This is a genomic window from Marinobacter sp. ES-1 (assembly GCF_000475255.1).
In the GTDB taxonomy this organism is placed as follows: domain Bacteria; phylum Pseudomonadota; class Gammaproteobacteria; order Pseudomonadales; family Oleiphilaceae; genus Marinobacter; species Marinobacter vinifirmus.
Map to the genome: position 1 here is coordinate 20,145 of NZ_AXBV01000086.1, position 24,892 is coordinate 45,036.

Annotated in this window: 27 protein-coding genes; 14 read left to right on the forward strand and 13 right to left on the reverse strand. The window is 61.6% G+C overall.

Annotated features, from left to right (window positions below):
* Genes rsxC through Q668_RS14290 form a run of 5 tightly spaced genes read left to right on the forward strand, consistent with a single transcriptional unit; the run spans position 1 to position 4,155 of the window.
* A complete protein-coding gene (gene rsxC / locus Q668_RS14270; RefSeq protein ID WP_036220132.1) occupies positions 1-1,461 on the forward strand; it encodes an electron transport complex subunit RsxC in 1,461 nt (486 codons plus the stop codon).
* Complete coding sequence (locus Q668_RS14275) at positions 1,458-2,540, forward strand: RnfABCDGE type electron transport complex subunit D (RefSeq protein WP_022990304.1); 1,083 nt, start codon at positions 1,458-1,460, stop codon at positions 2,538-2,540. The genes rsxC and Q668_RS14275 overlap by 4 nt, the downstream gene beginning before the upstream one ends.
* Positions 2,537-3,178 (forward strand): electron transport complex subunit RsxG, encoded by a 642-nt coding sequence (gene rsxG, locus Q668_RS14280; RefSeq protein ID WP_022990305.1) that lies wholly within the window; start codon positions 2,537-2,539, stop codon positions 3,176-3,178. The genes Q668_RS14275 and rsxG overlap by 4 nt, the downstream gene beginning before the upstream one ends.
* The gene (locus tag Q668_RS14285) at positions 3,171-3,860 is read left to right on the forward strand and encodes an electron transport complex subunit E (RefSeq protein WP_200861368.1); all 690 of its coding nucleotides are present in this window, start codon (positions 3,171-3,173) and stop codon (positions 3,858-3,860) included. The genes rsxG and Q668_RS14285 overlap by 8 nt, the downstream gene beginning before the upstream one ends.
* A gap of 19 nt (positions 3,861-3,879) precedes the next feature.
* Positions 3,880-4,155: an RnfH family protein gene (locus tag Q668_RS14290; protein WP_022990307.1), complete on the forward strand. Its 276-nt coding sequence runs from the start codon at positions 3,880-3,882 to the stop codon at positions 4,153-4,155.
* A gap of 70 nt (positions 4,156-4,225) precedes the next feature.
* Here Q668_RS14290 and Q668_RS14295 read toward each other — a convergent pair whose 3' ends face one another.
* The 8 genes from Q668_RS14295 to nifH form a co-directional block, all read right to left on the reverse strand.
* Complete coding sequence (locus Q668_RS14295) at positions 4,226-5,197, reverse strand: hypothetical protein (RefSeq protein ID WP_022990308.1); 972 nt, start codon at positions 5,195-5,197, stop codon at positions 4,226-4,228.
* A 3-nt stretch (positions 5,198-5,200) separates the two neighbouring features.
* The gene (locus tag Q668_RS14300; RefSeq protein ID WP_022990309.1) at positions 5,201-5,470 is read right to left on the reverse strand and encodes a DUF6129 family protein; all 270 of its coding nucleotides are present in this window, start codon (positions 5,468-5,470) and stop codon (positions 5,201-5,203) included.
* Positions 5,467-6,183 (reverse strand): dinitrogenase iron-molybdenum cofactor N-terminal domain-containing protein, encoded by a 717-nt coding sequence (locus Q668_RS14305; protein ID WP_022990310.1) that lies wholly within the window; start codon positions 6,181-6,183, stop codon positions 5,467-5,469. The genes Q668_RS14300 and Q668_RS14305 overlap by 4 nt, the downstream gene beginning before the upstream one ends.
* A gap of 75 nt (positions 6,184-6,258) precedes the next feature.
* The gene (locus Q668_RS14310; protein WP_022990311.1) at positions 6,259-6,450 is read right to left on the reverse strand and encodes a 4Fe-4S binding protein; all 192 of its coding nucleotides are present in this window, start codon (positions 6,448-6,450) and stop codon (positions 6,259-6,261) included.
* Between the two features lie 38 nt (positions 6,451-6,488).
* Complete coding sequence (nifT, locus tag Q668_RS14315; RefSeq protein WP_022990312.1) at positions 6,489-6,701, reverse strand: putative nitrogen fixation protein NifT; 213 nt, start codon at positions 6,699-6,701, stop codon at positions 6,489-6,491.
* Positions 6,702-6,799: 98 nt separating this feature from the next.
* Positions 6,800-8,374: a nitrogenase molybdenum-iron protein subunit beta gene (nifK, locus tag Q668_RS14320; protein WP_036220149.1), complete on the reverse strand. Its 1,575-nt coding sequence runs from the start codon at positions 8,372-8,374 to the stop codon at positions 6,800-6,802.
* A gap of 55 nt (positions 8,375-8,429) precedes the next feature.
* Positions 8,430-9,905, reverse strand: coding sequence for a nitrogenase molybdenum-iron protein alpha chain (nifD, locus tag Q668_RS14325; RefSeq protein ID WP_022990314.1), 1,476 nt, complete (start codon positions 9,903-9,905; stop codon positions 8,430-8,432).
* 66 nt (positions 9,906-9,971) lie between these two features.
* Entirely contained in the window at positions 9,972-10,853 is an 882-nt protein-coding gene (gene nifH / locus Q668_RS14330) for a nitrogenase iron protein (protein WP_022990315.1), read from the reverse strand.
* A gap of 263 nt (positions 10,854-11,116) precedes the next feature.
* Here nifH and Q668_RS14335 point away from each other — a divergent pair, with 263 nt between their 5' ends.
* The 5 genes from Q668_RS14335 (at position 11,117) to modC (ending at position 14,996) form a co-directional block, all read left to right on the forward strand.
* Entirely contained in the window at positions 11,117-11,971 is an 855-nt protein-coding gene (locus Q668_RS14335) for an SIR2 family protein (RefSeq protein WP_022990316.1), read from the forward strand.
* Positions 11,964-12,380, forward strand: coding sequence for a bacteriohemerythrin (locus Q668_RS14340; protein ID WP_022990317.1), 417 nt, complete (start codon positions 11,964-11,966; stop codon positions 12,378-12,380). The genes Q668_RS14335 and Q668_RS14340 overlap by 8 nt, the downstream gene beginning before the upstream one ends.
* Before the next feature lie 109 nt (positions 12,381-12,489).
* Positions 12,490-13,248, forward strand: a complete 759-nt coding sequence (gene modA / locus Q668_RS14345) for a molybdate ABC transporter substrate-binding protein (RefSeq protein ID WP_022990318.1) — start codon at positions 12,490-12,492, stop codon at positions 13,246-13,248.
* A 3-nt stretch (positions 13,249-13,251) separates the two neighbouring features.
* Positions 13,252-13,935, forward strand: a complete 684-nt coding sequence (gene modB, locus Q668_RS14350; RefSeq protein WP_022990319.1) for a molybdate ABC transporter permease subunit — start codon at positions 13,252-13,254, stop codon at positions 13,933-13,935.
* On the forward strand, positions 13,932-14,996 hold the full coding sequence (gene modC, locus Q668_RS14355; protein WP_022990320.1) for a molybdenum ABC transporter ATP-binding protein: 1,065 nt from the start codon (positions 13,932-13,934) through the stop codon (positions 14,994-14,996). Before modB ends, modC begins: the two co-directional genes overlap by 4 nt.
* On the opposite strand, the gene Q668_RS14360 is transcribed toward modC, so the two are convergent.
* The 4 genes from Q668_RS14360 to Q668_RS14375 all read right to left on the reverse strand — a co-directional run bounded on the left by Q668_RS14360 (position 14,993) and on the right by Q668_RS14375 (position 19,853).
* The gene (locus Q668_RS14360; RefSeq protein WP_022990321.1) at positions 14,993-15,844 is read right to left on the reverse strand and encodes a hypothetical protein; all 852 of its coding nucleotides are present in this window, start codon (positions 15,842-15,844) and stop codon (positions 14,993-14,995) included. The genes modC and Q668_RS14360 overlap by 4 nt on opposite strands.
* 9 nt (positions 15,845-15,853) lie before the next feature.
* Positions 15,854-16,708: an ABC transporter substrate-binding protein gene (locus Q668_RS14365; protein WP_022990322.1), complete on the reverse strand. Its 855-nt coding sequence runs from the start codon at positions 16,706-16,708 to the stop codon at positions 15,854-15,856.
* A 15-nt stretch (positions 16,709-16,723) separates the two neighbouring features.
* Positions 16,724-18,790: a TonB-dependent receptor domain-containing protein gene (locus Q668_RS14370; protein WP_022990323.1), complete on the reverse strand. Its 2,067-nt coding sequence runs from the start codon at positions 18,788-18,790 to the stop codon at positions 16,724-16,726.
* A gap of 136 nt (positions 18,791-18,926) precedes the next feature.
* The gene (locus Q668_RS14375) at positions 18,927-19,853 is read right to left on the reverse strand and encodes a LysR family transcriptional regulator (RefSeq protein WP_022990324.1); all 927 of its coding nucleotides are present in this window, start codon (positions 19,851-19,853) and stop codon (positions 18,927-18,929) included.
* Positions 19,854-19,970: 117 nt separating this feature from the next.
* Between Q668_RS14375 and Q668_RS14380 the strand changes: the two genes are divergently transcribed.
* The 4 genes from Q668_RS14380 to Q668_RS14395 all read left to right on the forward strand — a co-directional run bounded on the left by Q668_RS14380 (position 19,971) and on the right by Q668_RS14395 (position 23,776).
* Positions 19,971-20,930, forward strand: coding sequence for an iron-siderophore ABC transporter substrate-binding protein (locus Q668_RS14380; RefSeq protein ID WP_022990325.1), 960 nt, complete (start codon positions 19,971-19,973; stop codon positions 20,928-20,930).
* Between the two features lie 83 nt (positions 20,931-21,013).
* Entirely contained in the window at positions 21,014-21,964 is a 951-nt protein-coding gene (locus tag Q668_RS14385) for a FecCD family ABC transporter permease (protein ID WP_036220154.1), read from the forward strand.
* A 16-nt stretch (positions 21,965-21,980) separates the two neighbouring features.
* Positions 21,981-22,976: a FecCD family ABC transporter permease gene (locus Q668_RS14390; protein WP_022990327.1), complete on the forward strand. Its 996-nt coding sequence runs from the start codon at positions 21,981-21,983 to the stop codon at positions 22,974-22,976.
* Complete coding sequence (locus tag Q668_RS14395) at positions 22,973-23,776, forward strand: ABC transporter ATP-binding protein (protein WP_022990328.1); 804 nt, start codon at positions 22,973-22,975, stop codon at positions 23,774-23,776. Before Q668_RS14390 ends, Q668_RS14395 begins: the two co-directional genes overlap by 4 nt.
* A 5-nt stretch (positions 23,777-23,781) precedes the next feature.
* On the opposite strand, the gene Q668_RS14400 is transcribed toward Q668_RS14395, so the two are convergent.
* The coding region (locus Q668_RS14400; protein WP_022990329.1) for a Bcr/CflA family efflux MFS transporter at positions 23,782-24,892 on the reverse strand (1,111 nt) is incomplete at its 5' end.

A 24,892-nucleotide genomic window follows, 5' to 3' on the forward strand; every position in this document is an offset into this window, starting at 1 on the left:
ATGTTCAGCCCAAGATTACGGGGCGGCGTTCACCCGCCGGGCCATAAGGAACTGAGTAATGCCAGCCCCATCCGCCGCTTTCCGATGGCCGAACGGCTGTATCTCCCCCTGCAGCAACACCTGGGGGCTCCCGCCACGCCAATCGTTAAGGTGGGCGAACGGGTCAGGAAGGGACAGCTGGTCGCCTCCAGCCAGGGCACCGTATCGGCACCGGTCCATGCCCCGACGTCCGGAGTGGTCAGGGCGCTGGCCGAGCACACGGCGCCACACCCTTCCGGCCTGCCGGTGCTGGCGATCACGCTTGAACCGGATGGTCGGGAGGAGTGGGATCCGTCGCTGGCGCCGGTATCAGACCCTCTTGCCCTGCCTCCCGAGGAACTCTGCCTCCGAATCGGCAGCGCAGGCATCGTGGGCCTGGGTGGCGCCACTTTCCCTGCGGCGGTCAAACTGGGCTCCAGCCTGAAACGCGGTGTCGACACCCTGATTCTCAATGGTGGGGAGTGCGAGCCCTACCTCACCTGTGATGACCGGCTGATGCGCGAGGAACCCGGAAACATCATCCGGGGCGCCCTGCTGATGCAGCACGCCGTTCAGGCCCGCCGGGTCATTGTCGGTATTGAGGACAACAAACCCCAGGCCCTGGCCGCCATACGCAAAGCCGCCGAGGGCCAGGGTGTGGAGGTCCGGTCGGTGCCAAGCCGCTACCCCATGGGTTCACAGAAACAGCTGGTTCAACTGCTGACCGGAATCGAGTTACCGGCCATGAGCCGGGCGGCCGATTCAGGTGTGCTGATGCACAACGTGGCCACAGCGCGGGCCGTTTACCAGGCACTGTGTCAGGGCCGCCCGCTGATTTCCCGTGTCGTTACCCTCAGCGGTCAGGCCCTGACCCACCAGGGCAACTGGGAGGTACCCCTGGGCACACCGGCCAGCTATCTGATCAACTACGCCAGTGGCTTCGACTGCGCTCCGGCCCGCCTGATTATGGGCGGCCCCATGATGGGCATTCAGCTGCCGGATCTGAACGTGCCCGTTATCAAGGGCACCAGCGGGATACTGGCGCTGACCCGGAAGGAAATAAACACCGATGAGCCCGGCCCCTGCGTGCGTTGCGCCAGCTGTGTACGGGCCTGCCCCATGGGGCTGCAGCCCCTGGAAATGGCGGCCAACATCCGCAGTGGCGATTTTGAGAAAGCCCGGAGCCTCGGCCTGGATGACTGTGTCGGTTGCGGAGCCTGCAGCTATATCTGCCCGGCATCGCTGCCTCTGGTTCACCTGTTCAATTACGCCAAGGGTGAACTGGACAGCCGTCAAAGAGAGGCCAGGAAAATGGAAAAAACCCGCGCGCTTGCCCAGCGTCGGGAAGAGCGGTTGGCCCGCCAGGCCCGGGAACGTGAGGAGCTGATGGCGGCCAGACGCGCTGCGGCCGCCCGGAAAGCGGCCGGGGAAAGCCCGTCATGAGCCAGCCCATCCACGGCCCCCACGCCCACAGCAGTGCCCAGTTGGGCGCCCTGATGTTGCAGGTGATGCTGGCTCTGGCACCGGCAACCCTCTATTCGTTCTGGCTGTATGGCTGGCCTGCGTTCAACCTGTGGCTGCTCTGCCTGGTTTCGGCCCTGTTCTGGGAAGCGCTTTTCCTGGCGCTCTTTCATAAACCGGTAGGGGCCCACCTGAAAGATGGCTCAGCCACCGTGACCGCCTGGATCATGGCCCTTTGTCTGCCACCCTGGGCTCCCTGGTGGCTGGCGGTCGTGGGCACGTTTCTGGCCATCGCCATTATCAAGCAGATTTTCGGGGGGCTGGGGCAGAATGTTTTCAACCCGGCCATGGCTGCCCGGGTCATGCTGCTGATTGCCTTCCCGGTGGAAATGACCACCTGGATTGCCCCCGAAGCCGTGGCCGTATCCCCGCCGGACATCACCTCTGGGCTGGCCATCACTTTCCAGGGACTGTCGGCACTGCCGGATGGCTATTCCGGTGCCACCTTGCTGGATGCCGTGAAAAACCAGAGCGCACAGGGCGATCCGGTCAGCGCCACCCTGAGCCATCTCGATTACAGGCCGACCGACGCAATCATCGGTCTTCGCGGCGGCAGCCTGGGCGAAAGTACCAGCGCCCTGCTGCTCCTGGGTGGCCTGTACCTGCTCTGGCAACGGGTGATCACCTGGCAGGCACCACTGGGGTTGTTGCTGGGGGCGGCGGTTCCCGCTGCCGGTCTCAGCCTGGCCGCACCGGAGAGCTACCCGGGCGGGGTGTTCCACCTGCTGGCCGGCGGGCTGATGCTGGCCGCATTCTTTATCGTTACGGACCCGGTGACCGCCCCCATCACCGCCCGGGGGCGCTTTGTCTTTGGCCTTGGCTGCGGACTCCTGACCTGGCTGATCCGGACCTTCGGCAACTATCCCGAGGGCGTCGCCTTTGCCGTGATGCTGATGAATTCAACCGTGCCCCTGATCGATCGGTATATCAAACCCCGCATCTACGGCCGCACCCGCAAAGGCGAGCCGCTGCCCACCCGCGACGGGAGAACCGCCCCATGATAGCCCTGTCAAACGTCCGGGACCGGCTGGAATACCAGTCCCTGCTGCTCGGGACGGTGGTACTGGTTACCTGTGCCGTTCTCGCGTTTGCCTATCAGCTTACCCGTGAGCCCATCCGCAAGGCTCTGGAAAACGACCTGTTGAAGAACTTTTCCCAGGTCCTTCCCCCGACGCTGCACGACAATAATCTCCTGGACAGCCAACGCCACATCCAGGCGCCCTGGGGCAAGATCACCTGGTACCAGGCCACTATGGAGGATGAGGTCACCGCTGTGGTGCTGCCGCTGACCGCAGCTGGCTATGCCGGCGATATCGAAATGCTGATGTCGATCCGGGAGGACGGCCGCATTGCCGGCGTCCGGGTACTCATCCATAAGGAAACGCCGGGGCTGGGTGACAAGATCGAGATTTCCCGCTCCCCCTGGATCACCGGTTTCAATGGCAAATCTCTAAGCAAGCCCGGCCCGGCTGGATGGGCGGTCAAGAAAGATGGCGGGGTATTCGATCAGTTTACCGGCGCCACCATCACCCCCCGGGCGGTGGTTGGTTCTATAAAAGGCGCCCTGGAGTTCTTTGAGGCGCATAAGGCCACCTTCTTGCAACCCGCCCCGACGACTGGAGGTCATGCTGATGACTGACTACAAACGCCTGGCCAAAGACGGCCTGTGGACCAACAACATGGTCTTCGCCCAACTACTGGCGCTGTGCCCGGTCATGGCGGTGACAGGGACGGCCACGAACGGGCTGGGAATGGGCCTGGCCACGCTGTTCGTTTTGGTGTTCTCCAATCTCATCGTGTCCCTGATCCGGCGCTTTGTCAGCCAGGCTGTAAGGATTCCGGTCTATATCGTGATCATCGCCACCCTGGTCACCCTGACCGACATGCTGATCAATGCCTATGCCTACGAACTGTACAAGGTACTGGGGCTGTTCATTGCCCTGATCGTGGTGAATTGCGCCATTCTGGGCCGGGCCGAAGCCTTTGCCTCGAAAAACACACTCTGGGACACACTGATCGATTCGCTGATGATGGGCATCGGTCTGACCCTGGCCCTGGTTATCATTGGCGCTTTCCGGGAGATTCTGGGCAGCGGCACCCTTTTTGCCAACGCCGACCTCCTGCTGGGAAGCCGGTTTGGCTTTCTGGAGGTGACGCTGATCCCCGACTACAAGGGCTTTCTGGTCCTTCTTCTGCCGCCCGGGGGCTTCATCGCCGTCGGATTTCTGCTGGTCCTCAAACGCTGGATTGACCAGCGCCTGAGCAAAGACCATACGCTGCCGAGGGAATCCGCTGGCTGCACGGTGGAAAGTCACGGTTAACCCGCAAGGAGACAAACTCATGCAAGTCAGTGTTGCCTACGCGACAAGCAACGGGGAGGGGGCCTGGATCGAACTGGAGATGCAGGAAGGGACAACGGCGGAGCAGGCGATTCAGGCTTCCGGCATTCTCAACCGCTTTCCGGAAATCGATCTTGCATCCCAGAAAATCGGCGTTTTCGGGAAACTGGTCAAACCCGACCAGACACTGGGAGAGTTTGACCGCGTGGAAATCTACCGCCCGATCACGGCGGATCCCAAAACCGTACCCCGTCGCGATACCAACTCAAACCAGTAGAGCTGCCCTGAAAAAACGCCGGAGAAAGCGTTTGCCTTCTCCGGCGTTGGCGGTGGTTATCCCGTTGTCGCTAAAGGGTATAAGGCTGGTGCAGCCAACCCTTGACCAGTTGGTGCTGGCGATCCGGAATATAACGGTAGTCCTTCTGCCAGTCCTCCTCCAGGCGCGCCGGTAATTCCCTGGGAACCAGATTGCCCGCCACCAGCCCGAAATACCAGGCACCGCCGTATCCGGCGATCCGGTCATAGGCTCGCAGTTGCAGGGCCAGTCCACGGGCATCCTGGTGCAGATCCCAGGACAGGCTTCCGAGCTGGCGGGCCTTGATGGCACGGGGTTGCAGGCGAAGCTCATTCACGCCGTACCGGGTCAGTGACTCACTGCGCTGGAAGAACCAAAACCGCTCAAAGTTCGAGCCGTCTGTCCGCTCATCCAACCACTCCCGGAAAAACCGTTGCAACACCGGCTGGTTGGTGGCTTCCGCCAGCACCTGGTGCACATTCATCACATTACCCAGCCGGTAGCGGGGTGGTCCCAGCGGCTGGGCTTCCAGACTCGCCGGCTGCAAGGGCTCGAGAAGGCCGGACAGGTCGTCCGGCGGCGCCGTGTCACTATTCAGCAGATGCCGATCCATTACCTCCTGTAGCTCCTCCACCTCCAGCTGCCAGAAAGCCGCTGGCTGCTCCCCAAAGCGTGCGGCAAAGAAGTGGGTCGCCCCGTTGTATCGGCTCACGCGCAGCTGCTGCCGTTCCAGATCCAGCAGCAGCTGTTCAAAGTCGCCGGAGGCGCTCAGCCGTTGCTGCAGCCAGGGCTCCAGCTCGTCACTGATTCTGTCGCCGGAGGCACTGACCACGCCGCCGGGGCGATGCCAGCCGGACCGGCTGATCTGGTGGTGGAACTCCAGCTCCGGCCAGGCCTGTTGCAGGTAATTCAGCAATAAAGCGTGGTGGGGGCGGGGCGGAATCCCGGCTATCCCCTCCGCCAGTTGCTCCCTTTGGGGCGCGTGGCGCAGCACCGGGCGGATGCGGGAGGTGGTCAGCGTCATTCGTCAGTCCTCATCGTCATGCAGAGCCAGAACCACGCCGCAGGCTGTGTCCAAGTCATTGGTCAGGGTCGCGCAGGTCTGGCTGGCGTCGACCAGGTAGAGGTCAAAACCTGTTCCCTGATAGACCGGCTTGGCGACGGCGGGTATATCGTCGTCCGTGCAGATCGTTACCCGGGCTTCCGGAAACAGGGCATCGATACGCGCGTCTCTCTGGCTATCGGGCAAGCGTTCAATCTCCTGTGCCAGCCGGTGCAGGTTTTCGGCAGTAATCATTCTCCGATCTCCTCCCCGGCAAAACGGCGGCTGACCGAACTCTCCACGCCCAGCACCCGGGCCAGCCAGGGCGGCGGGTTATCCAGGTGTTGCTGAAGTTGCACCAGGCGCTCCCTGGCCGGCTCGGGTAATGGGAACTTGACCGGATGGATACCTGCCCGGATCACCTTGGCCGCCGCCGGGCCGCCAATCGATTGCACGTACAGCAACTGGCAATCCTTCAGCAGATCGGCACGCAGAGCGTTACGCTCGCTGCCCGCGGCCAGGTCCAGGTGAGCGGCATCCCGAACTTCGTGCAGATACAGGGCATCGTAGGTCACCCGGTAGATCAGGAATCGCAGGCAGGAACCGAAATGGCCATCCAGCATCTCGCCATTGTTGGAGGCCACGGCCACCTGCAGGTAGGGCGCGTCCATCACTCCTTCGGGCGGGGATTCCGGTTCGGGCGCCGGTTGCTGGTTCTGCGGCTCGCCCCACAGGCAGCGCAGCGCGGCCTGCATGGCCGCATGGTTGTAATTTTCGGGCAGCAGACCGTCCTGGCCGCTGAGCATGGTGTTCAGATCCTCGATTGTGAGGCTCCGCAGTTTTTTCTCATTGATGGGGAGTCCCAGATGGTTCCCCAGTGCCAGGATAAAAGCCTGGGGGTCATCTTCGCACAGGGCGCGGGCAGCGTTGGATACTCGCTGGGCTGCCGCCTTGCTGATACTCGACATAGGGATTACCTCGCAACACGCTGGGGAATAAAAAGAGGGCCACCCGCAGCAGGTGGCCCTAGGCCGACAACCCGTTCAGGCCGCCCGGGAGATGCAGTCCACCGGGCACACCGTCACACAGCGCGGTTCACCTTCATCAGCACATTCATCGCAGGTTTTCGGATTGATGGAAAACACCCCTTTTTTGACGGTAATGGAAACTGTGGGACATTCCACTTCACAGTCACCACAGGCAGTACAGACATCCGGATCAATTTGCATAGCCATGATTCAGTTTCTCCTGGATAGGAACAGGGTTGGGCCAGTCAATCCATTCGCCGGGCGCGTAGGGACTTGGGCAGTTGGGGCTTGATGATGGGGTCGATGTAATAGCTCTGGCCACTGGCCAGTTTCAGCTCACCACCCCATTTCTCGGCCTGGGTATATTCCAGCGACTGCACCTTCTCTTCCAGATCCTTTTTCGGCATGTAGAAGGTCAGCCCCCCATCCGCTGCCTGGCTAATGATAATATTGGCCATCGGTTTACTCCTGTTAGCTCTTCAAACGGTTACGCGTTACCGATAAACGTATGAACCTGACGCAACGGGAAGTTTCCGTGGAAACTTCCCGCGCATTGTTAGCGGATCAGGTCATAGTTGTAATCGGTTTGAGCCATCAGGCGGGTATCGTCATCCAGACGTTCCAGCACGGTATTGACCAGCGTGGTCAATATCTGCATGGCCCCCTCGTAGCCCAGGGTGGTGGCCCGGTGCATGTGGTGACGGTCAAAGATCGGGAAACCCAGCCGGATCAGCGGAACCTCGAACTCCTTGCCCTTGTGCAGAGTATCCCGCTGGATGAACTTGCCGTAGGAGTTGCCGATCATGAAGTCGGGCTTGTCGGTGAACATCAGTGACCGGAAATGCCAGAGATCATGGCGTGAGTAGAGCTTGACCCCGTGGTTGACCGGCGCCGAAGCGTCCAGCATCTTCTTCATGCGCTTCTCCCAGCGCTTGCCGCCACTCTGGCAGAGAACGTGAGTCGGCTCAGCCCCCAGCTCCAGCAGGAACTTGGTCAGCCCCAGAGTGAAGTCCGGGTCCCCGTAGAGCGCAAACTTCCGCCCATGCAGCCAGGTGTGGGAGTCGGTCATCATGTCCACCAGACGGCCCCGCTCCCTGGCCAGGGAATCCGCAATCGGCTTGCCGGTAATACGCGACACTTCCATCAGGAAACTGTCGGTGTACTCCAGTCCCATGGGGATATCCAGGTTCGGTACGGAGTGCTTCCAGGTGTCGGACACCAACTTCTTGGTTTTCACCAGTTGCAGCGGTTGCAGCAGGATGGTATCGAGTGCGTTGGGGGCGTCCTTGATCTCATCCTGACTGGTGCCGCCCTCGTACATCCGGTACTCACCGTCTGCGGGGGTATCCAGCACCTCTGACGGGTCCGACAGCAGGCTGTATTCCACGCCCATCTCTTCCATCATCCGGCGGATCACCCGGTAGTTGCCCAGATACGTCTCGAACCCGGGCACCAGGTTGATCTTGCCGTTGCTGCCAACCTTCTTGTCTTCCATATAGTTGAGCGTGAAGTAGCGGCCGATGCCCTCGAACATGTTGTCCCAGCCGGTGATGTGGGAACCCACGAATGAAGGGGTGTGGGCAAATGGCGTCGGGTACTCTTCCTCAACCGCCCCCGCCTTCTTCGCGTTGCCGATGAAGGCGTTGAGGTCATCGCCGATGACCTCTGCCATGCAGGTGGTGGAGACAGCGATCATCTCCGGCTTGTAAAGCGCCTTGGCGTTTTCCAGCCCGGCAATCATGTTTTTCTGGCCACCGAATACCGCCGCGTCTTCGGTCATGGAGTCGGAGACACAGGCGATCGGCTCCTTGAAATGACGGTTGAAGTAGGTGCGGAAATAGGCGACACAGCCCTGGGAACCATGCACATAGGGCAGGGTCTTCTCGAAGCCCAGCGAGCAGAGCACGGCACCCAGAGGCTGACAGGCCTTGGCCGGGTTGATGGTCAGCGCCTCTCGCTGGAAGTTCAGCTCCTGATATTCCTCGGAGGTTGTCCAGAGAAAGGTTTCGTCCACCTTATCCCGGGCATGCTGGTGTTCATAATCGCTTTGTTTGCGACGCAGAACATCCTTGTATTCATCCTCACGAAACAGCGGAAAGCTTTGCTTGATATCATCTACGTTTTGCATGATCTTCTCCTCGCCCGGTCGCCAATCCGCGAACGCGGGCGCAAGGTGATTGATTGAGTCAGGCAGCGGCCTGTCGGGTTTCACCGGCCTTTTTCCAGGGCGGTGTCATGCTGTTCCAGCAGGGATTGTTCAGGGTCATGTCCATATCCTTGGCGAAAATGGCAAAGCCATCGTACCCATGGTAGGGACCGGAGTAGTCCCAGGAGTGCATCTGGCGGAACGGCACGCCCATCTTCTGGAAGATGTATTTCTCCTTGACCCCGGAACCAACCAGATCCGGTTTGACCCGTTTGACAAACTCCTCAAACTCGAAGCCGGTCACATCGTCGTAGATCAAGGTGGCGTCCTTCACCTCTTCGTTGGTTCTCTGGTAGTCGTCCTTGTGGCCAAACTCATAGCCGGTGCCAACCACCTTCATTCCCAGATCCTCGTAGGCACCGATCACGTGACGGGGGCGTAGACCACCCACGTAGAGCATGACGGTTTTACCCTCCAGGCGGGGCTTATACTTGTCGATGACGGCTTGCATCATGGGCTGGTACTTGGCAATGACCTTTTCCGCCCCCTCCTTGATGCTGTCGTCAAAGTAGGACGCAATCTTGCGCAGGCTTTCGGCAATCTTGGTGGGACCGAAGAAGTTGTATTCGATCCAGGGAATGCCGTACTTCTCTTCCATGTGACGGGAGATGTAGTTCATGGAGCGGTAGCAGTGCAGCAGGTTCAGCTTCACTTTCGGGGTCTGCTCCATTTCCGCCAGGGTACCGTCGCCGGACCACTGGGCGACCACCCGCAGGCCCATCTCCTCGAGGAGGATTCGCGACGACCAGGCATCGCCCCCGATGTTGTAGTCACCCAGAATGGCGACGTCATAGGGGCCGGATTCCAGCGTGCTACCGCCATCCTTCCGGTCGAAGACATAATCCCGGATCGAGTCGTTGGCAATGTGATGCCCCAGCGACTGGGAAACCCCGCGGAATCCTTCGCAGCGGACCGGAACCACCGGTTTGTTGATCTCCCGGCTGGCCGCCTTGGAGACCGCCTCGATGTCGTCACCGATCAGACCGATTGGACATTCCGACTGCACGCTGATGCCCCGGTTGAGGGGAAACAACTGTTCGATCTCACTGATCAGTTTGGTCAGCTTTTTGTCTCCGCCGAAAACGATATCCTTTTCCTGGAAATCCGAGGTGAAGTTCATGGTGCCGAAACTGTCCACCCCGGTGGTACCAACGTAATAGTTACGTCGACCGGCCCGGGAGTATTGACCGCAACCGACCGGCCCGTGGGAGATGTGGATCATGTCCTTGATCGGTCCCCACACCACCCCCTTGGAGCCGGCGTAGGCGCAACCGCGTATGGTCATGACGCCCGGCAGCGATTTTCGGTTGGAGGTCACACACTTCTGTGATTCCTCGCCAGCGCCACCATCGGCGAAGTCCAGATGCTTGGCACGATCCTCTTTGGCGCTGGCGGGATACACCTCCAACACCTCATTGATCAGTGCCTGTGCTTCGTCTTTACTTAACTTGGTCATGTTCTTTTCCTCCAGCGCCCTGCCCATCCGCAGGCCCGCTCATGAGTGAGTAAAAAGGTATTGTGGTTAGGCCACTACCGCCTCATCGGCTCTCTTACCGACGATGCTTTCGTCCTCTTCCTCGAGGATGCCGAACTCCATCAGCAGATCTTCCAGTTCATCCATCTCCAGCGGGGTAGGCACTACAAAATGCTGATTTTCGAGCACTTTCTTTGCCAGAGTACGATACTCGTCGGACTGCTTGGCCTTGGGGTCATACTCGATGCAGGTCATACGACGAATTTCAGCATGCTGAACCACATTGTCGCGCGGGACGAAGTGGATCATGGTGGTACCCAGACGGCTGGCCAGGGCTTCGATCAACTCGTCTTCACGGTCGGTGTTGCGGCTGTTGCAGATAAGACCGGCCAGGCGCACGCCCCCGGAGTTGGCATACTTCACGATACCCTTGGAGATGTTGTTGGCGGCGAACATGGCCATCATCTCCCCGGAAACCACAATGTAGATTTCCTGAGCCTTGTTTTCGCGGATCGGCATGGCGAAGCCACCGCAAACAACGTCACCCAGTACGTCGTAGAACACGAAATCCAGGTCTTCATCATAGGCGCCTTCCTCCTCCAGGAAGTTAATGGCGGTGATGACACCGCGTCCCGCGCAGCCCACACCGGGTTCAGGTCCACCGGACTCCACACACTTCACATTGCCGTAACCCACGGCCATGACATCCTCCAGCTCCAGGTCTTCGACAGAGCCGGCCTCGGCAGCCAGGTTCATGACCGTAGTCTGGGCTTTTGAGTGGAGTATCAGGCGGGTGGAATCAGCCTTGGGGTCACAGCCCACAATCATGACGTTCTTGCCCATTTCAGCCAGTGCAGCCACCAGATTCTGGGTCGTGGTGGACTTGCCGATACCGCCTTTTCCATAAATAGCAGCTTGACGTAATGCCATTGCGTTTCTCCTCACAAAAAGAATTAGTACCAGTGGCGAAACCATCTCCGCCCCGTAATCAGTAGGCGCAAGGCACGTGCCAGCCCGGAAAAAACTGCGTAACTCGTTGTTTTATTTTGCCTAAGGCTGGCAAGCATACAGGGCGCGAAGCGTGCAGGAGGCGACAAAGAAGATTGACTTGTCGTACTGATGACAACAAATACGGTGTGGCACGGGAGTTGCTGAGCCTTTCACCACGTTCACGCCAATACAGGAGTAAAGACATGCACCCACCCTTACCGGAAGAACTGCTCGACGCCTGGGACGAAGGACGCTGTGTGCCCGTGCTGGGTCACCAGGTTCTCAACGGCATTACCGACCCGCAGGGCAACGCCATGCCCGGCGACAGCAACAGCCTGATTATCGCCATGAACCAGGGCCGCCCGATGGCGCCGAAACTGATGTATGAATTCCCCAGAGCAGCCATGAATATCGAGCTGAAGAAAGGAAGAAAGGCGGTGACCCGTTTTCTGGACCAGACCTACCGGGACACGGAATGGAGCCAATCCGGTCTGCACCAGAAACTGAGCCAGTCCGGACTCGACTACCTCATTGATCTGAATCGGGATACCCAGCTTCAGACCTGCTGGCAGCGGACCCCGCACCTGCTGGTGGTGGGCGTGGCGCGTATTGCCGGCGGTACCGAGCGCTACCGGCTGTTCGAGCACGACGGCCAGACCTACCGGGCGGTGGATGACGCCACCGCCGACACCCGCCTGCCGGTGCTGTTCAAACCGGTCGGCACGCCGCTGCCCGAGTCGCTCTATGTCGCGTCCGACGCCGATTATGTCGACTACCTGACAGAACTTATGGGCGGCTTTGGCATGCCGCCCTTCCTGAAGTCCCGGCGCAAGGGCCGCCAGTACCTGTTGCTGGGCCTGCGCCTGGACCGGGACACGCCAAGAATGCTGATCAACGACATCGCCTATGGTGCCGGCCGCCCCGCCGGCTGGGCCTGCATTCCCAACCCGACACCCAAGGAGGCCCGGTTCCTGCATCGCCAGGGCTTTGAAATCCTTGATATGACCCATGAAGACTGCCTGAACGCCCTGATGAACGAGGAACTGACCCATGCCTGATATCACACCGACCTTTCGCCTGCAGCACTACGAAATGCCGGCCATGGACAAGGCTAACCACCTGTTCATGGCCTTGCTCGGCGCCCTGCCCCTGGCCTCCAGAACCGCCCTGCCCTGTCTCCTGAACAACCTGCTCATCAACGTGCACAAGCACTTTGATCAGGAGGAGCGGTTCATGATGGGCACCCGGTACGACGGTTACGAACGCCACCGCCATCAGCATCAGCAGCTGGTTTCCCTGCTGACTCATTTCCAGCACCGGCTGGATCTGGGTGAGGACCTTGATCCCCTGGATTTGCACTCACAGCTGTGTTCCTGGCAGGACGAGCACCAGCAGTCCTGGGATGCTCCGCTGGCCCAACACCTGAAACACAACAGCTACTGGAAACCCTCCGCCAAAGTGGCCTGATGGTTTTGTCGGGTTTGCTCCAATCCAGCCGGCAAACCCGACAAAACGTCAACTTGGCGACACGAGCTCACGGTAGCCACGGATGTTCTGATCCACAGGGAGGCCCCCGATGAAACGATTTTTTCTTGCCTTTGGTCTGATGCTGGCCGCCACCGCTCAGGCGGATGAGTTGCGGGTAGCGGTTGCGGCGAACTTCCAGGGCACCCTGGAACAGTTGGCCCCGCTCTACGAAACCCGGTCCGGCGACACACTGTTGATCCGGTCCGGCTCCACCGGATCGCTCTTCGCCCAGATTGAGAACGGGGCACCTTTCGATGTTTTCCTGTCTGCCGATGCCCGCCGGCCCCGGGCACTGATTGATGACAACCTGGCTCTGGCGGAATCAGCCTTTACCTATGCCCGCGGTCTGGTGGTGCTCTGGTCCGCCGACCCGGACCGCATACAGGACGATGGCCGCACTCTGACACGGACCGACTACCAGTACCTGGCGCTGCCCAACCCACGCAATGCACCCTACGGTCGAGCGGCCAAACAGATTCTTGAAGGCATGGATCTGTGGCAGCCCCTGGAACAACAACAGAGCCTGTTACGCAGCCAGAACCTGGGACAGACCTACAGCCAGGTCGCCTCCGGCGCGGCACCGCTGGGGTTCCTGGCGCTCTCACAGATCCGCCACCCGGATGTCCGGGGCCAGGGGTCCTGGTGGATTCCGCCGGAAGAAAGCTATGACCCGATCACCCAGCAGGCGGTCATCCTGCGCTCGGCCGCCGACCCGGAACGAGCGGAACGGTTCCTGGCGTTTCTGCGCTCGGCGGACGCCGCCGGCATTATCCGGGCTGCCGGTTACACTCCCTGGGAAGGCCAATGAGCCATGCTGTTGGCGCCCGGTGATATCACGGCTCTTTGGGTCACACTGAAGCTGGCTGTCACCAGTACCTTTTTCCTGTTGCTGCTGTCGATTCCGCTAGCCTGGTGGCTGGCCCGGACCCGCAGCCGCCTGAAGGTACTCATCGAAGCCCTGGTGGCGCTGCCCCTGGTGCTTCCACCTACCGTAATGGGGTTCTACCTGCTGGTGCTGTTGGGCCCCCGTGGCGTGGTTGGCGGTTTTACGGAATCGCTGGGCCTGGGGCATCTGGCGTTTACCTTTACCGGGCTGGTGCTGGGCTCCATGCTGTTTTCCCTGCCGTTTGTCGTCCAGCCACTGCAGAATGCCTTTGCCATGGCCGGGGGCCGGATGCTGGAGGTGGCGGCTACTCTGAGGGCGTCACCGATAGATCGCTTCATCAGTGTGGTGTTTCCGCTGGCCCGTAGCGGCTTCCTGACCGCCGGGGTGCTCTCATTCGCCCACACGCTGGGAGAATTCGGCATGATCCTGATGATCGGCGGGAACATTCCCGGGCGCACCCAGGTGGCCTCCATTGCCATCTATGACCATGTCGAGGCCATGGATTATGGTGCCGCCCACCAGCTCTCACTGATTCTGGTGGTCACGTCCCTCATCCTGCTGACCGCGGTCTTTGCCCTGAACCGCCGCTTCAAGGTGGTCAGCCTGTGATCACCCTGGATGTCAGCCTGCCCCGCAGCCATTTCACCCTGGAGGCCCGCCTGCAACTGCCCACCCAGGGCGTGACCGCCCTGTTCGGACGCTCCGGGTCCGGCAAGACCACCCTGCTGCGCCTGATTGCCGGGCTGGAATTCCAGCTGGGCAGCCACCTGCTGTTTCGCTCGGAGGTATGGCAGAACCACAAAACCTTTGTGCCTACTCACCGACGCTCGCTCGGCTACGTGTTCCAGGAAGCCAGCCTGTTCCCCCACCTTCGCATCCGGAAAAACCTGGAATACGGCTACCGCCGGATACCGGTGGGGGCAAGACAGATTCACCCGGACCAGGTCATCGACCTGCTGGGTATCGAGGCCCTGCTGGAGCGTTACCCTGACCAGTTGTCCGGTGGCCAGCGCCAGCGGGTGGCCATTGGCCGGGCACTGCTGACCAGCCCCAAACTGTTGCTGATGGACGAGCCTATGGCCTCCCTGGACGCCACCAGCAAAGCGGAAATTCTGCCGTTTCTGGAACGCCTAAAGGAGCAGTTGGCACTGCCGATCATCTACGTCAGTCACGCCATTGAGGAAGTCACCCGCCTGGCCGATCACCTGGTCTTACTGGAGCAGGGCCGGGTGATTGCCCAGGGGGACCTGCAATCCCTGCTGACGGATCCGGAACTGCCTTTCCTGCAGACGGATACCGCTTCGACTGTGCTGCATGGCCGGGTGAAACAGCCGCACTCCGAGGATCAGCTAAGTGAGGTTGAGGTCGAGGGCCAGCCCCTGTTTATCAGTCGCTGCGGCCTTCAGGCAGATCAGGCCACCCGGGTGCGGGTTCTGGCACGGGATGTGGTTCTGGCCCTGTCGCCGCCCTCGGATATCAGCCTGCTCAACTGCCTGAAAACCCGGGTCATCGATCTGCAACCGGACGCCACACCCAGCCAGTTGCTGGTGCGCCTGGGCCTCGGGGATCAAACCATGCTGGCACGGGTCTCCAGGCGCTCGGCGGCGAGTCTCGGTCTCCGGGAAAACCTGCGGGTTTATGCCCTGGTCAAGGGCGTTGCCATGAGTTAGCCCAGCAGCCCGGGACTGGCCAGCCAGTCAATCACCGCCGGGTAGTGGTCCAGGTCCAGAACAAACTCCTGTCCCCGGGCTGCGCTGCGCAGACGGCACCAGCCGTCATGGGTTTCAGACCAGCGTTCGGGCTTGTGGTGGTAACTCAGCGGTACACGACCGGCACCGGGCAGGAACGCAGCGGGCAGTCGCCAGTCGGTGACTCGGGTCGCTCCGGGCTCAGTCAGCCGATGCGCCCCGGTCAGGGTGGACAGGATGCCGGCGCCGGGAAGGTCGGTCTGGCGCCCCGGCAATGCCAGGCGATCCCGGCCCACATACAGGCAGTTGTGCCGGGAGCGATCACCGTGAAGGTGCGGATGGTAGGCGGCCCAGGCCGGCACCGATCGGGCCCCGTCCAGCGGCCAGACCTCCGCCACCTGAAGCCAGCCCCAGAGGCTGTGGAATGCCTGGCTGCCCGGCACAAAGCGCCAGCGGCCCCGGAACCGTTCCACCGGCTGGAACAGGGCGAAGAAAAGAAACAGGTCGCCCTCGGCGACCCCATGGTTGGCCAGGTGCGCCTGGGCCGAACTGTGCTGTCCCAGCAGTGGCCGCCAGCCGGCTTGCCGGGGCAATGCGTCCGCCTGGAGGTCCGGATCCAGGTGGGCGCCACGGCGGGAAAACGCCGGCTGACCGGTCAGTTGTGCCACCAGCCGGCCAAGACTGGCGCCCTGGTGACGGATCTGGCTGTAACGGATCGGGGATTGCGGGTCGGGAATGGGCAGGGCCAGGCAGCGGCCATCCGGAAACACCGGGTTCGGGCATCCTCCGGAGGCGCTGTCAAAGCCTTTACGGCTGAGGATCAGTTTCATGGGGCCATTTTACTGGACCGCGTTCACCACTTCACCCACCTGCAGACGCACACTCATCAGGCCACCACCCGACAGGTACCAGAGCCCCGGGTCCAGAACCACCATGCGGGTGCCATCCGGCAGGGCGTCACGCAGCCAGCCCGCATCCAGTGGCTCGGCACCGATGGCAGCGCTCCGGTCCACCACCAGCAGAACATCGGGTGCCATACCGGCCAGGGTATCCAGGCCCACCGGATAGAAGGTACGGGTGCCCCGGTGAATCGGCTCCACCGTGTCGGGTACCGGCGCTGGCGTCAGCGCCAGCAGATCGTAGACCACGGCCTCGTCGCGCAGGGAGAAATGGCCGTCGTTGTGGGTCACAACCGTGATCGTGCCGGCATCCGCCAGACGGTTTTTCTGACGATCCACGTATTGCCATAGTGACGCCAGCGCCTCACCGGCCCGGTCCTGAACGCCATAGAGTCCGGCCAGGTCCTGCACGCGTTCGGTGATCGCCTCGCGGTAATCTCCCTTTGGCGTGGCCAGTTCTTTAACCCGGGTCATCGCCCTTACATCATCAATGGCCTCGCCCTGGCGTCCGGTCATGATCACCAGCTCCGGGTCAAGCCATGCCAGAGTATCCAGGTCCGGTTCCTTGAGGCTGCCGGCATCCGGGAGCCTGCCGGCCAGGTCCGACAGATAATCCGGCAGTCCCTGCTGGGGAACGGCAAGAACGCGATCGCCCACGCCCAGTTCCAGCAGCGTATCCAGGGCCCCGTGGTCGTAACTTACCACGCTCGGCCCGGAGGTTTCCGGTGTTGCGGCACAGCCGGCCAGGGTCAGCGCCGCCAGCGCGCCGGCCATCAGTGTTTTCAGTGAAGTCATTCAGGGTTCCTCCGGTCAGAAATCGACGGTCAGGCCGACGTTGAGCATGCGGCCGTCCAGGACCACTTCGTAGTCGTCGTTGGTCACTTCGTCATTGGCCAGGTTGTAGATGCCGGCTTTCATACGGGCGCTGCTGCTCAGGTTGTAGACCAGGCCCACATCCACAAAGCCGTAATCCGGCGTGCCGTCACCCATGCTGGTGCGGCTGAGGTAATCGCTGGTCTTGCCCCGGTAATTGCCCTGGGCCCACAGGCTCAGGTCCGTAGTGGCCTGCCAGTCAACCGACACATTGGCCATGTGTTTGGGGATGCGGTTCAACGGTTCGCCGGCAAACTCTCCGGTTTTCTGCTCGGATTCGGTGTAGGTGTAACTGGAGCTCAGGCGAACATCGCGAGTGATGTCGTAATCCATGGTCAGTTCCACCCCCTGCATTTCCGCCTCGGAGATGTTGCTGCGGGTGCCGACAAACTGGTAGGTCACGCCCTGATAGCTGCAGTCCCAGGTGGAGGGGTCGTAGCGGTCCGGGTTCGCGGTTTCGCACAGACGGTCCTCGGCGATCTTGTCGTCGAACTGGGTGAAAAACAGCATGGCACTGGTGTTCAGCGTCCGGGCGGGATTCTGGTAGACAAACCCGAGCTCGTAGTTGGTGCTGGTTTCCGGGTCCAGATCCTCGTTGCCGATGATCAACGCCCGCGGATTATTCCGGTTGGGGATGTTGCGCCAGTCACCGCCGCCCGTTCCGCGGCCAAAGCCTTCGGTGGCATCAGACAGTCCCGGCTGGCGATAACCGGTGGAAATCCCGCCCTTGAGTGTCCACTGCGGCGTAGCGTGGTAGTTCGCATAGACCCGCGGGGAAAGGTGCCCCCCAAAAAGCTCATCGTCGTCGTAACGCACACCGGTGGTCAGGTTGAGTTTGTCGGTCAGGCGCCACTCCATTTCCGCATAGAGCGAGGCGAGCCAGCGATCAACACTGCGGACCGCCCCGGGAACATTGGCGCTCAGCAGCCCGTTGCTTTCATCGACCAGTTCCTCCTCCTTGTACTGGCCGCCCATGGTGAGCACGTGCTCACCCCAGAAGTAGGTAGCCTGGGTGTTGAATGTGGTCAGGTCCTCTTTCTTTTCGTCTTCCTGGATACGTTCGGACACGTCGTGCTGCAGGTAGGTGTCCGTCATCAGGTTGCCGTAGTTGCCCTTGTGACCGACGGTGTACACATCCTTGTCGTAACGGGTGGTGCTGACTTCGTTGGGTGTGTTGCCACCCCGGCCACCCATCAGCGGAATGCTGGCACCGGGCCGATGGGTATACTCCTTGGTGGAGGAGGTATAGCCCAGGGTGAATTCGTTTTCCTCATCCGGTGTCAGATAGAGCTCGACGCCGCCCTGGCGGGTATCCGTTTCCGGGGTACTCTCCGCGTTATCATCGCCACCGATGTAGTCGGCTTCCTCCAGCCCCAGCCAACTGCCATGCACCTGGGCACCCAGCAGTCCCTTGATGATCGGCGCGGACGTGGAGAAGCTTACCTGTTGCCCATCGTTGTTGATGTCATTCAGGGAATGGTTGTATTCCGTGGTAATGGACCCGGAAAACTCATCGGTCGGCTTCTTGGTGATGATGTTGATCACACCGCCCATGGCACTGGAGCCATACAGCGATGACATGGGGCCACGGATTACTTCCACCCGCTCAATCATGGAGACCGGCGGCAGGCCAATCTGTTTGCCGCCATCGGTGCCGTTGGTGTTGACCGAACGCCCGTCGGATATGGGCCGGCCATCGATCAGATACAGAGTGTAGCTGCTGTCCATGCCCCGGATGCTGATGTCCTGGGAGGCGCCGCCACCGGTGACGAATACCCCAGGAATGTTATTCACCGCGTCTACGATGCTGCTGTAGGACTTTTTTTCCAGCTCGTCACCGGAAATGGTGGAAATACTGGCCGGTGCGTCAGAAATGTTCTGTTCAAAGCCGGCAGCGGTCACCACGATCTCGCCAAGTTCCATGGGTTCGGACTGGGCAAACGCCGGGGAACCGGCAGTCGCCATGGCGATGGCTGACGCCAGCAGGGAAATACGACGGGGCATGAATCACTCCTTGTGTTCAATGTTGCGCTCACCGCAACTGCAGGATTTAATTATCACTGGCAGATGCGAATCATTATCAGTGCGGCGAACATTAACACACGGAAAGCTGATTGATGCCGGAATGATCCGTTCCGGTTTACGGAACGTTCTCGTCTTCGACAGACACTGACTGCCCCCAGGCAGCGGGGACGGCGGCCCGGATATTAGCCAAAAAGGCTCTGACGCGTCGCGGGAGATGGCCATGGGGATACAGCATGGTCACCGGCAGCGCCGGCCCCTGCCATTCAGTCAGGCAGGTCTCGAGTGTGCCGGGATGGGCCTGCAACCGCTTTTCCACCAGCCAGTGAGGCATCAGCCCAAGCCCCCGCCCACTGGCAATGGCATCGCCCTGGACACTCAACTGGTCTACCGTCAGCCCTCTGTCAGGTACTGTCAGCGGGTAGACGCCCAACCGCGAGTGCCGGAGTACCACGCCCTCGGCGCTATCACCGAGCAGGTCCACCCAGCGGTGATCGTCCAGATCGCCCGGGGTCTGCGGCGAGCCATGCTCTCTGAAGTAGTCCGGGCTGCCATAGACCCCCTGGGTCAGGTTGCCCAGGTTTTCCTGACGCAGGGCCGTGTCACCCACCGGACCCAGCCAGATGCAGACATCACTGTCCAGGCTCTCGGGCACGGCTCGCTGGGTACCGATCGCCACACGCAGGTCCGGATGCGATTCCATGAACGACTCAACCAGCTTGGAAAACCAGCCCCGAACAAAACTTTCGTGACAGCGCAGCGACAGCCTGCCGCTGACTTCCTCACGCAATTCGTCCAGGGCTTCACGGCCCTGGGAGGCCAGCTCGAGCATGTCATTGCTGTAGCGGTAAAACACCCGCCCCGCCTCATTGGGAAGGATCCGGCGGGACTGGCGTAATAGCAGGGGCTGGCCAACCGCCTCTTCCAGTTGTCGGATTCTCCGGCTGAGCGTGGACTTTGGCAGCCCAAGATCCCGGGTGCTGGCGGTCAGGCTCCCGGTCCGCACCACCGACACGAAGGCTTCAAGTTCCTGAAAATCATACATGGCAACCATCCCGGAATATGAAACTGAGTGTTCCAAGATACCACTCTAAAAAAGCAATGAGAACAATTATCATTATTTGATCCTGGATCGCCACGCATTGTCTGGAGCTTTTACCGAATGAGTCGTTCGCACCACCCCCTCAAAGCCATCCTTACCAAGACCCTGGCCGCCCTGGTCCTGCCACTGGCTACGTTATCGCCGGCTCAGGCTGCCGAGCATACGGTTGATACCGCCTTCGGACCGGTCACCATTGAAGGGCAGCCGAAGCGGGTGGTCACACTCTACGAAGGCGCCCTGGACGCAACGCTTGCGGTGGACGCCAACGCCGTCGGCGCAGTGATTACCCGTGGCGGAACCGACGTGGCGGATTACATCAAATCCGAGGCTGGCGACATCCGCATTGTCGGCACGCCGGGCGAAACCAACATTGAGGCGGTCGTCGCCGCCCGCCCGGACCTGATCCTTACCAGCAGCCGCACCAGCAAAGAACAGTATGAGCTGCTCTCCCGGGTAGCACCTGTGGTGGTATCCAACGTGCCACTGTTCGAGCCCGACAGCTGGATCCGGGAGACACGCCTGTATGCCAGCGCACTGGGCCGGGAAGAAGCCGGCGAATCGGTGATTGCCCGGGTCCAAAACCGCATCGCCGAGGTGGCTGATCTGGTGGATGAGAAGATCCCTGCCGATCAGCGTGACGCCACGCTGGTGCGCTGGATGCCCCAGGGGCCGCTGGTCATGGCCGAGGGTCTGTTTTCCGCTTCCATCCTCCAGGCTGTTGGCTTTGAAGTAACCGACAATGATCTGGTGAAAGAGGGTCGCCCACACAGCGAACCCCTGAGCCTCGAGAACCTCTCCAGCATGGATCAGACCTGGATCTTCCTTGCGACCCTGAATGAGGACGGCCAGAAAGCGCTCGACTCAGCCCGCAAATCCCCGGCATTTGCGCGCCTTGAGGCTGTCGAGGCCGGACGCGTGGCCTCCGTCAGCGGGCAGCTCTGGACCAGCGCTTCCGGCCCTCTGGCCGTGCTTGCCATCCTGGATGACATTGAGACTGCTGTTCGTGACATGAATCCCTGAGGTCACGAATCTTGGCAACATCTGCAAGAAAACGCGTGGTTGTGTCTCGCGCCTTCTTTCCGCCGCTCGCTTCGGCGGTTTTTTTGCTTCTGCTGGTCGCAATCGGCAGCCTGCTGTATGGCGCCGGCCCGGTATCGCCGGCAGAAGCCCTGGCCGTTCTGGCCGGTGGCGGCACGGATGAAGCACGATTCGTCCTGATGGAACTGCGCTTGCCGCGCACCATCATCGGCATGGTGACCGGCCTGGCCCTGGGGCTGGCCGGCGCACTCCTGCAATCAATGACGCGCAACCCTCTGGCGGAACCGGGACTGCTGGGCGTGAGCGCCGGCAGCGGTTTTGCGGTGGCGCTGGCGATCCTGCTGGGGGCGACCACCGCCACCCTCACCACCCTGGTTGCGCAACTGGGGGCGCTGGCCGGCTGCGCCCTGGTGATTGCGGCCACCCGCGTTCAGGGACTGGGGAACGATCCGGTCCGGCTGGTACTGGCCGGCGCCACCCTGAGCGGCCTGCTGATGGCACTCACCTCCATGCTTATGCTGGTCGACCAGCGGGCCGCCGACGAAATCCGTTTCTGGATCACCGGCAGTATCGCAGGCAAGCCCCTGGACATGCTTGGCGCCACCCTGCCCTCGATCATCCTCGCCCTGGTCATGATCGTGATGGTGGCCAGGCCTCTGGCCGCCATGGCCCTGGGTGAGAAAGCAGCGGTAGGCCTGGGACATCATCCCGGCCGTATCCGGTTGCTGATCACCTTGTCCGTCGCGCTGCTGGTGGGTTCCGCCACCGCGCTGGCCGGCCCCCTGATTTTTGTCGGGCTGGTGGTGCCATTTATCGCCCGCGCTCTGGCGGGCCCCGACATTCGCCGGACACTGTGGCTGTGTGCTCCCATCGGGCCGATCATCCTGCTGGCCGCCGACATTGTCTCCCGGCTGATTGCCGCCCCGGCCGAAATGCCCCTGGGCGTTGTCACGGCACTGGTAGGCGCCCCCATCCTGCTGGCCATTGTCAGGGCCGGCCGTATGCCTTCGCTGTAACGGACAAGGACCCGACATGACACTGCCCGACAAGCGAACCACCATCACCAATATCGCCCTGTTCGTGGTCATGCTGGCAGCCATTACGGCATCTCTGGCTATCGGCACGCTGCAACTGACCCCAACGGAAGTGGCACTGGCGCTGGCTGGCCAGGCCGACCCCATGACCGATCTTGTGGTAAACCAGTTGCGCCTGGACAGGACCCTGGCCGGGCTGCTGACAGGAGCCGCCCTGGCCATGGCCGGGTGCCTGATGCAGACCCTGGCCCGCAACCGGCTGGCGACTCCCGGCATCATCGGCATTGATAACGCAGCCACAGCCTTTGCCGTGGCTTCTGTGGTGGGTATCGGGGTCTCCCTGGCACCGTCCACCATGGCGCTGACCGGGGCCGCAGTTGCCACCGCCCTGGCCTTCGGGCTGGCGGGCGCAAAAGGCACAAGAGGTTACCGTTTCATCGTCGCGGGTATCGGCATCGGTGCCATTGCCGGCTCGGCCACCCAGGTCCTGCTCAGCCGGGTAGCCATCGACACGGCCAACGCCGCCTACCCGTGGACGGTGGGCAGCCTCAATGCCCGCTCTGACCAGAGCGTCCTGGTGCTGGCTGTCGGGCTGGGCATCGGCTATCTCGCGCTGATGGCCATCAGCCGCGCCCTGAACACCCTGCAGTTCTCTGACCCGGTTGCCATTGCCCTGGGTACTCGCCTGCGCTCTACGCGGGTGCTCGGCCTCGGGTTGTCGGTGCTGCTGACCGGGCTGGCCGTTTCCGTCTGTGGCCCGGTGGGCCTGATTGCCCTGCTGGCGCCGGAACTGGCTCGCACGCTTTGTCGCCCGGGCAAGTTGCCACTGACCGCTTCCGCACTGGCCGGCGCAACCTTCATGGTGACCGCAGACCTGCTTGGAAGAACCCTGTTTTCACCTCTGGAAGTACCGGTAGGGATCATTACCGCCATTATTGGCAGTCCCTATCTTCTGTGGATACTGCTGAGACCTTCCCAACGGAGTCCGACATGAGTCCAACCAAGACGTCGACCCTGGCCGCCGACGCCATCACCCTGGCGCACCGTCGCTTTATCGTGGCCGAGAACCTGAGCGTTGCCCTGCCTCCGGGCCGGGTGACTGCCATCGTTGGTCCCAACGGTTGCGGCAAGTCAACGCTGCTCAATGGTCTGGCCCGTATTCACACCCCGGCACAGGGCTCGGTTCTGCTCGATGGCAGGGATATCCACGCACTTCCGTCCCGGGAAGTCGCGCGCAAGCTTGCCCTGCTACCGCAGGACAATACCGCACCGGAAGGGCTCACGGTCGGGGACCTGGTCCGTTTCGGGCGCCAGCCGCATCAGGGATGGATGAAACAGTGGTCCCGGGAGGACCAGCGAGCCTATGATGAGGCCATGGCGGCGGCAGACATGGAACAACTGGCGGACAGAGCCCTGGACACCCTGTCCGGCGGCCAGCGCCAGCGGGCGTGGATCGCTATGGCCGTGGCCCAGCAGACGCCACTGCTGCTTCTGGACGAGCCCACATCCGCCCTGGATCTGGGGCACCAGATTGAAGTCTTCGAGCTGATCCGCGAACTCAGCGCCCAGGGCAAGACCATTGCCATGGTGGTCCATGACCTGCCCAGCGCCTGTCGCTACTCGGACCACATGGTGGCCATGAAGGCCGGTGAGATCATCCGGGAAGGGGCTCCGGCCGAGATTGTCTCGCCGGAACTGGTGGAACAACTCTACGGAGTACACTGCGAGCTGACCCATGATCCGGCCACGGGCAGCCCGCTGTTGATCAATGTCCGGCGGGCCGGCGCCCGCTGAAATCCTCAGGCAGCGGCAGATGCCGCCTGTCTCTCCCGGGCCACCGCGCGGGGCGCACCCAGAACCAGCAGGGTCGCCCCGGTCGAGCAGGCCAGCATGCTCACCACAATCGGCAACAGGGCATCTCCGCCAAAGGCGGACGACAACGCACTGATCGCGCCTGCCAGCGTGAACTGGGCCGCCCCCAGCAAAGCCGCCGCCGTGCCGCCCAGGTGAGGGAAGAACTCCAGCGCGTTGGCCATGTTGTTGGGCACGATACCGCCCTGGCAGCCAATGGCCGCAACCAGACAGGCCACCACGGCCCAGAACGGGCCGTCCAAGGCAACGACGGTCACCAGGGCCAGCAGGGCCACAAACTGCATGATCACCTGCACCCGAAGCAGCTGCACCGACGGTATCCGGCGCAACAGCGGCCGGTTGATCAGATTCAGTGTCGCCATGAACACTATATTGGCGGCAAACAGCACCGAAAACATGCTGTTCGAGAGTCCGAACCACTCCTGGTAGATAAACGAGGAATGTGTGATGAACAGCAGCATGGTGCTGAAACAGAGGACCTGGATGCCGACAAAGCGCATGGTAGCACTGTGCCGAAGCACCAGACCGTAATTGGTCACCAGCGTGCGCACTGGCGTGGTCGCCCTGGGCCTGGGCGTCAGGCGGGGGAAGAGAGCCGCCTGCAGCACAAACGCCAGAAAGACGGCGTAGACGGCCAGCATCACAAAAATCCCGTGCCAATCGCCCAGGCTCAGCATGAACGCGCCCAGGGATGGCGCTGCCGCCGGCGCGATAAACATGATCAGCCCGATCAGACCGAACAGGCGCGCCGACTCCTGACCACTGGTCTGATCCCGCACGATGGCCGGGACCGACACCGCACAGAAAGCGCCACCAATGCCCTGGACCACCCGCCATAACACCAGCTCGCCAAGGGAGCCGGACTGGGCAATCATCAAGCCGGCGGCGGCAAACACCGTCAGCCCGCCAAACAGGATCACTTTACGCCCGTAGCGATCGGAAAGCGGCCCGCCAACCAGTTGCGCCAGACCCAGAGTAAAGACGTAGGCGCTGAGACTGAGGCCGATATCGGCATGGGGGTATACGGATTTAATGGTT

Bases quoted from the DNA above. Each gene is read 5' to 3' on its own strand.
- rsxC (WP_036220132.1), top strand. From the start codon at position 1: ATGTTCAGCCCAAGATTACGGGGCGGCGTTCACCCGCCGGGCCATAAG.
- Q668_RS14275 (WP_022990304.1), top strand. From the start codon at position 1,458: ATGAGCCAGCCCATCCACGGCCCCCACGCCCACAGCAGTGCCCAGTTG.
- rsxG (WP_022990305.1), top strand. From the start codon at position 2,537: ATGATAGCCCTGTCAAACGTCCGGGACCGGCTGGAATACCAGTCCCTG.
- Q668_RS14285 (WP_200861368.1), top strand. From the start codon at position 3,171: ATGACTGACTACAAACGCCTGGCCAAAGACGGCCTGTGGACCAACAAC.
- Q668_RS14290 (WP_022990307.1), top strand. From the start codon at position 3,880: ATGCAAGTCAGTGTTGCCTACGCGACAAGCAACGGGGAGGGGGCCTGG.
- Q668_RS14295 (WP_022990308.1), bottom strand. From the start codon at position 5,197: ATGACGCTGACCACCTCCCGCATCCGCCCGGTGCTGCGCCACGCGCCC.
- Q668_RS14300 (WP_022990309.1), bottom strand. From the start codon at position 5,470: ATGATTACTGCCGAAAACCTGCACCGGCTGGCACAGGAGATTGAACGC.
- Q668_RS14305 (WP_022990310.1), bottom strand. From the start codon at position 6,183: ATGTCGAGTATCAGCAAGGCGGCAGCCCAGCGAGTATCCAACGCTGCC.
- Q668_RS14310 (WP_022990311.1), bottom strand. From the start codon at position 6,450: ATGGCTATGCAAATTGATCCGGATGTCTGTACTGCCTGTGGTGACTGT.
- nifT (WP_022990312.1), bottom strand. From the start codon at position 6,701: ATGGCCAATATTATCATTAGCCAGGCAGCGGATGGGGGGCTGACCTTC.
- nifD (WP_022990314.1), bottom strand. From the start codon at position 9,905: ATGACCAAGTTAAGTAAAGACGAAGCACAGGCACTGATCAATGAGGTG.
- nifH (WP_022990315.1), bottom strand. From the start codon at position 10,853: ATGGCATTACGTCAAGCTGCTATTTATGGAAAAGGCGGTATCGGCAAG.
- Q668_RS14335 (WP_022990316.1), top strand. From the start codon at position 11,117: ATGCACCCACCCTTACCGGAAGAACTGCTCGACGCCTGGGACGAAGGA.
- Q668_RS14340 (WP_022990317.1), top strand. From the start codon at position 11,964: ATGCCTGATATCACACCGACCTTTCGCCTGCAGCACTACGAAATGCCG.
- modA (WP_022990318.1), top strand. From the start codon at position 12,490: ATGAAACGATTTTTTCTTGCCTTTGGTCTGATGCTGGCCGCCACCGCT.
- modB (WP_022990319.1), top strand. From the start codon at position 13,252: ATGCTGTTGGCGCCCGGTGATATCACGGCTCTTTGGGTCACACTGAAG.
- Q668_RS14360 (WP_022990321.1), bottom strand. From the start codon at position 15,844: ATGAAACTGATCCTCAGCCGTAAAGGCTTTGACAGCGCCTCCGGAGGA.
- Q668_RS14365 (WP_022990322.1), bottom strand. From the start codon at position 16,708: ATGACTTCACTGAAAACACTGATGGCCGGCGCGCTGGCGGCGCTGACC.
- Q668_RS14370 (WP_022990323.1), bottom strand. From the start codon at position 18,790: ATGCCCCGTCGTATTTCCCTGCTGGCGTCAGCCATCGCCATGGCGACT.
- Q668_RS14375 (WP_022990324.1), bottom strand. From the start codon at position 19,853: ATGTATGATTTTCAGGAACTTGAAGCCTTCGTGTCGGTGGTGCGGACC.
- Q668_RS14380 (WP_022990325.1), top strand. From the start codon at position 19,971: ATGAGTCGTTCGCACCACCCCCTCAAAGCCATCCTTACCAAGACCCTG.
- Q668_RS14390 (WP_022990327.1), top strand. From the start codon at position 21,981: ATGACACTGCCCGACAAGCGAACCACCATCACCAATATCGCCCTGTTC.
- Q668_RS14395 (WP_022990328.1), top strand. From the start codon at position 22,973: ATGAGTCCAACCAAGACGTCGACCCTGGCCGCCGACGCCATCACCCTG.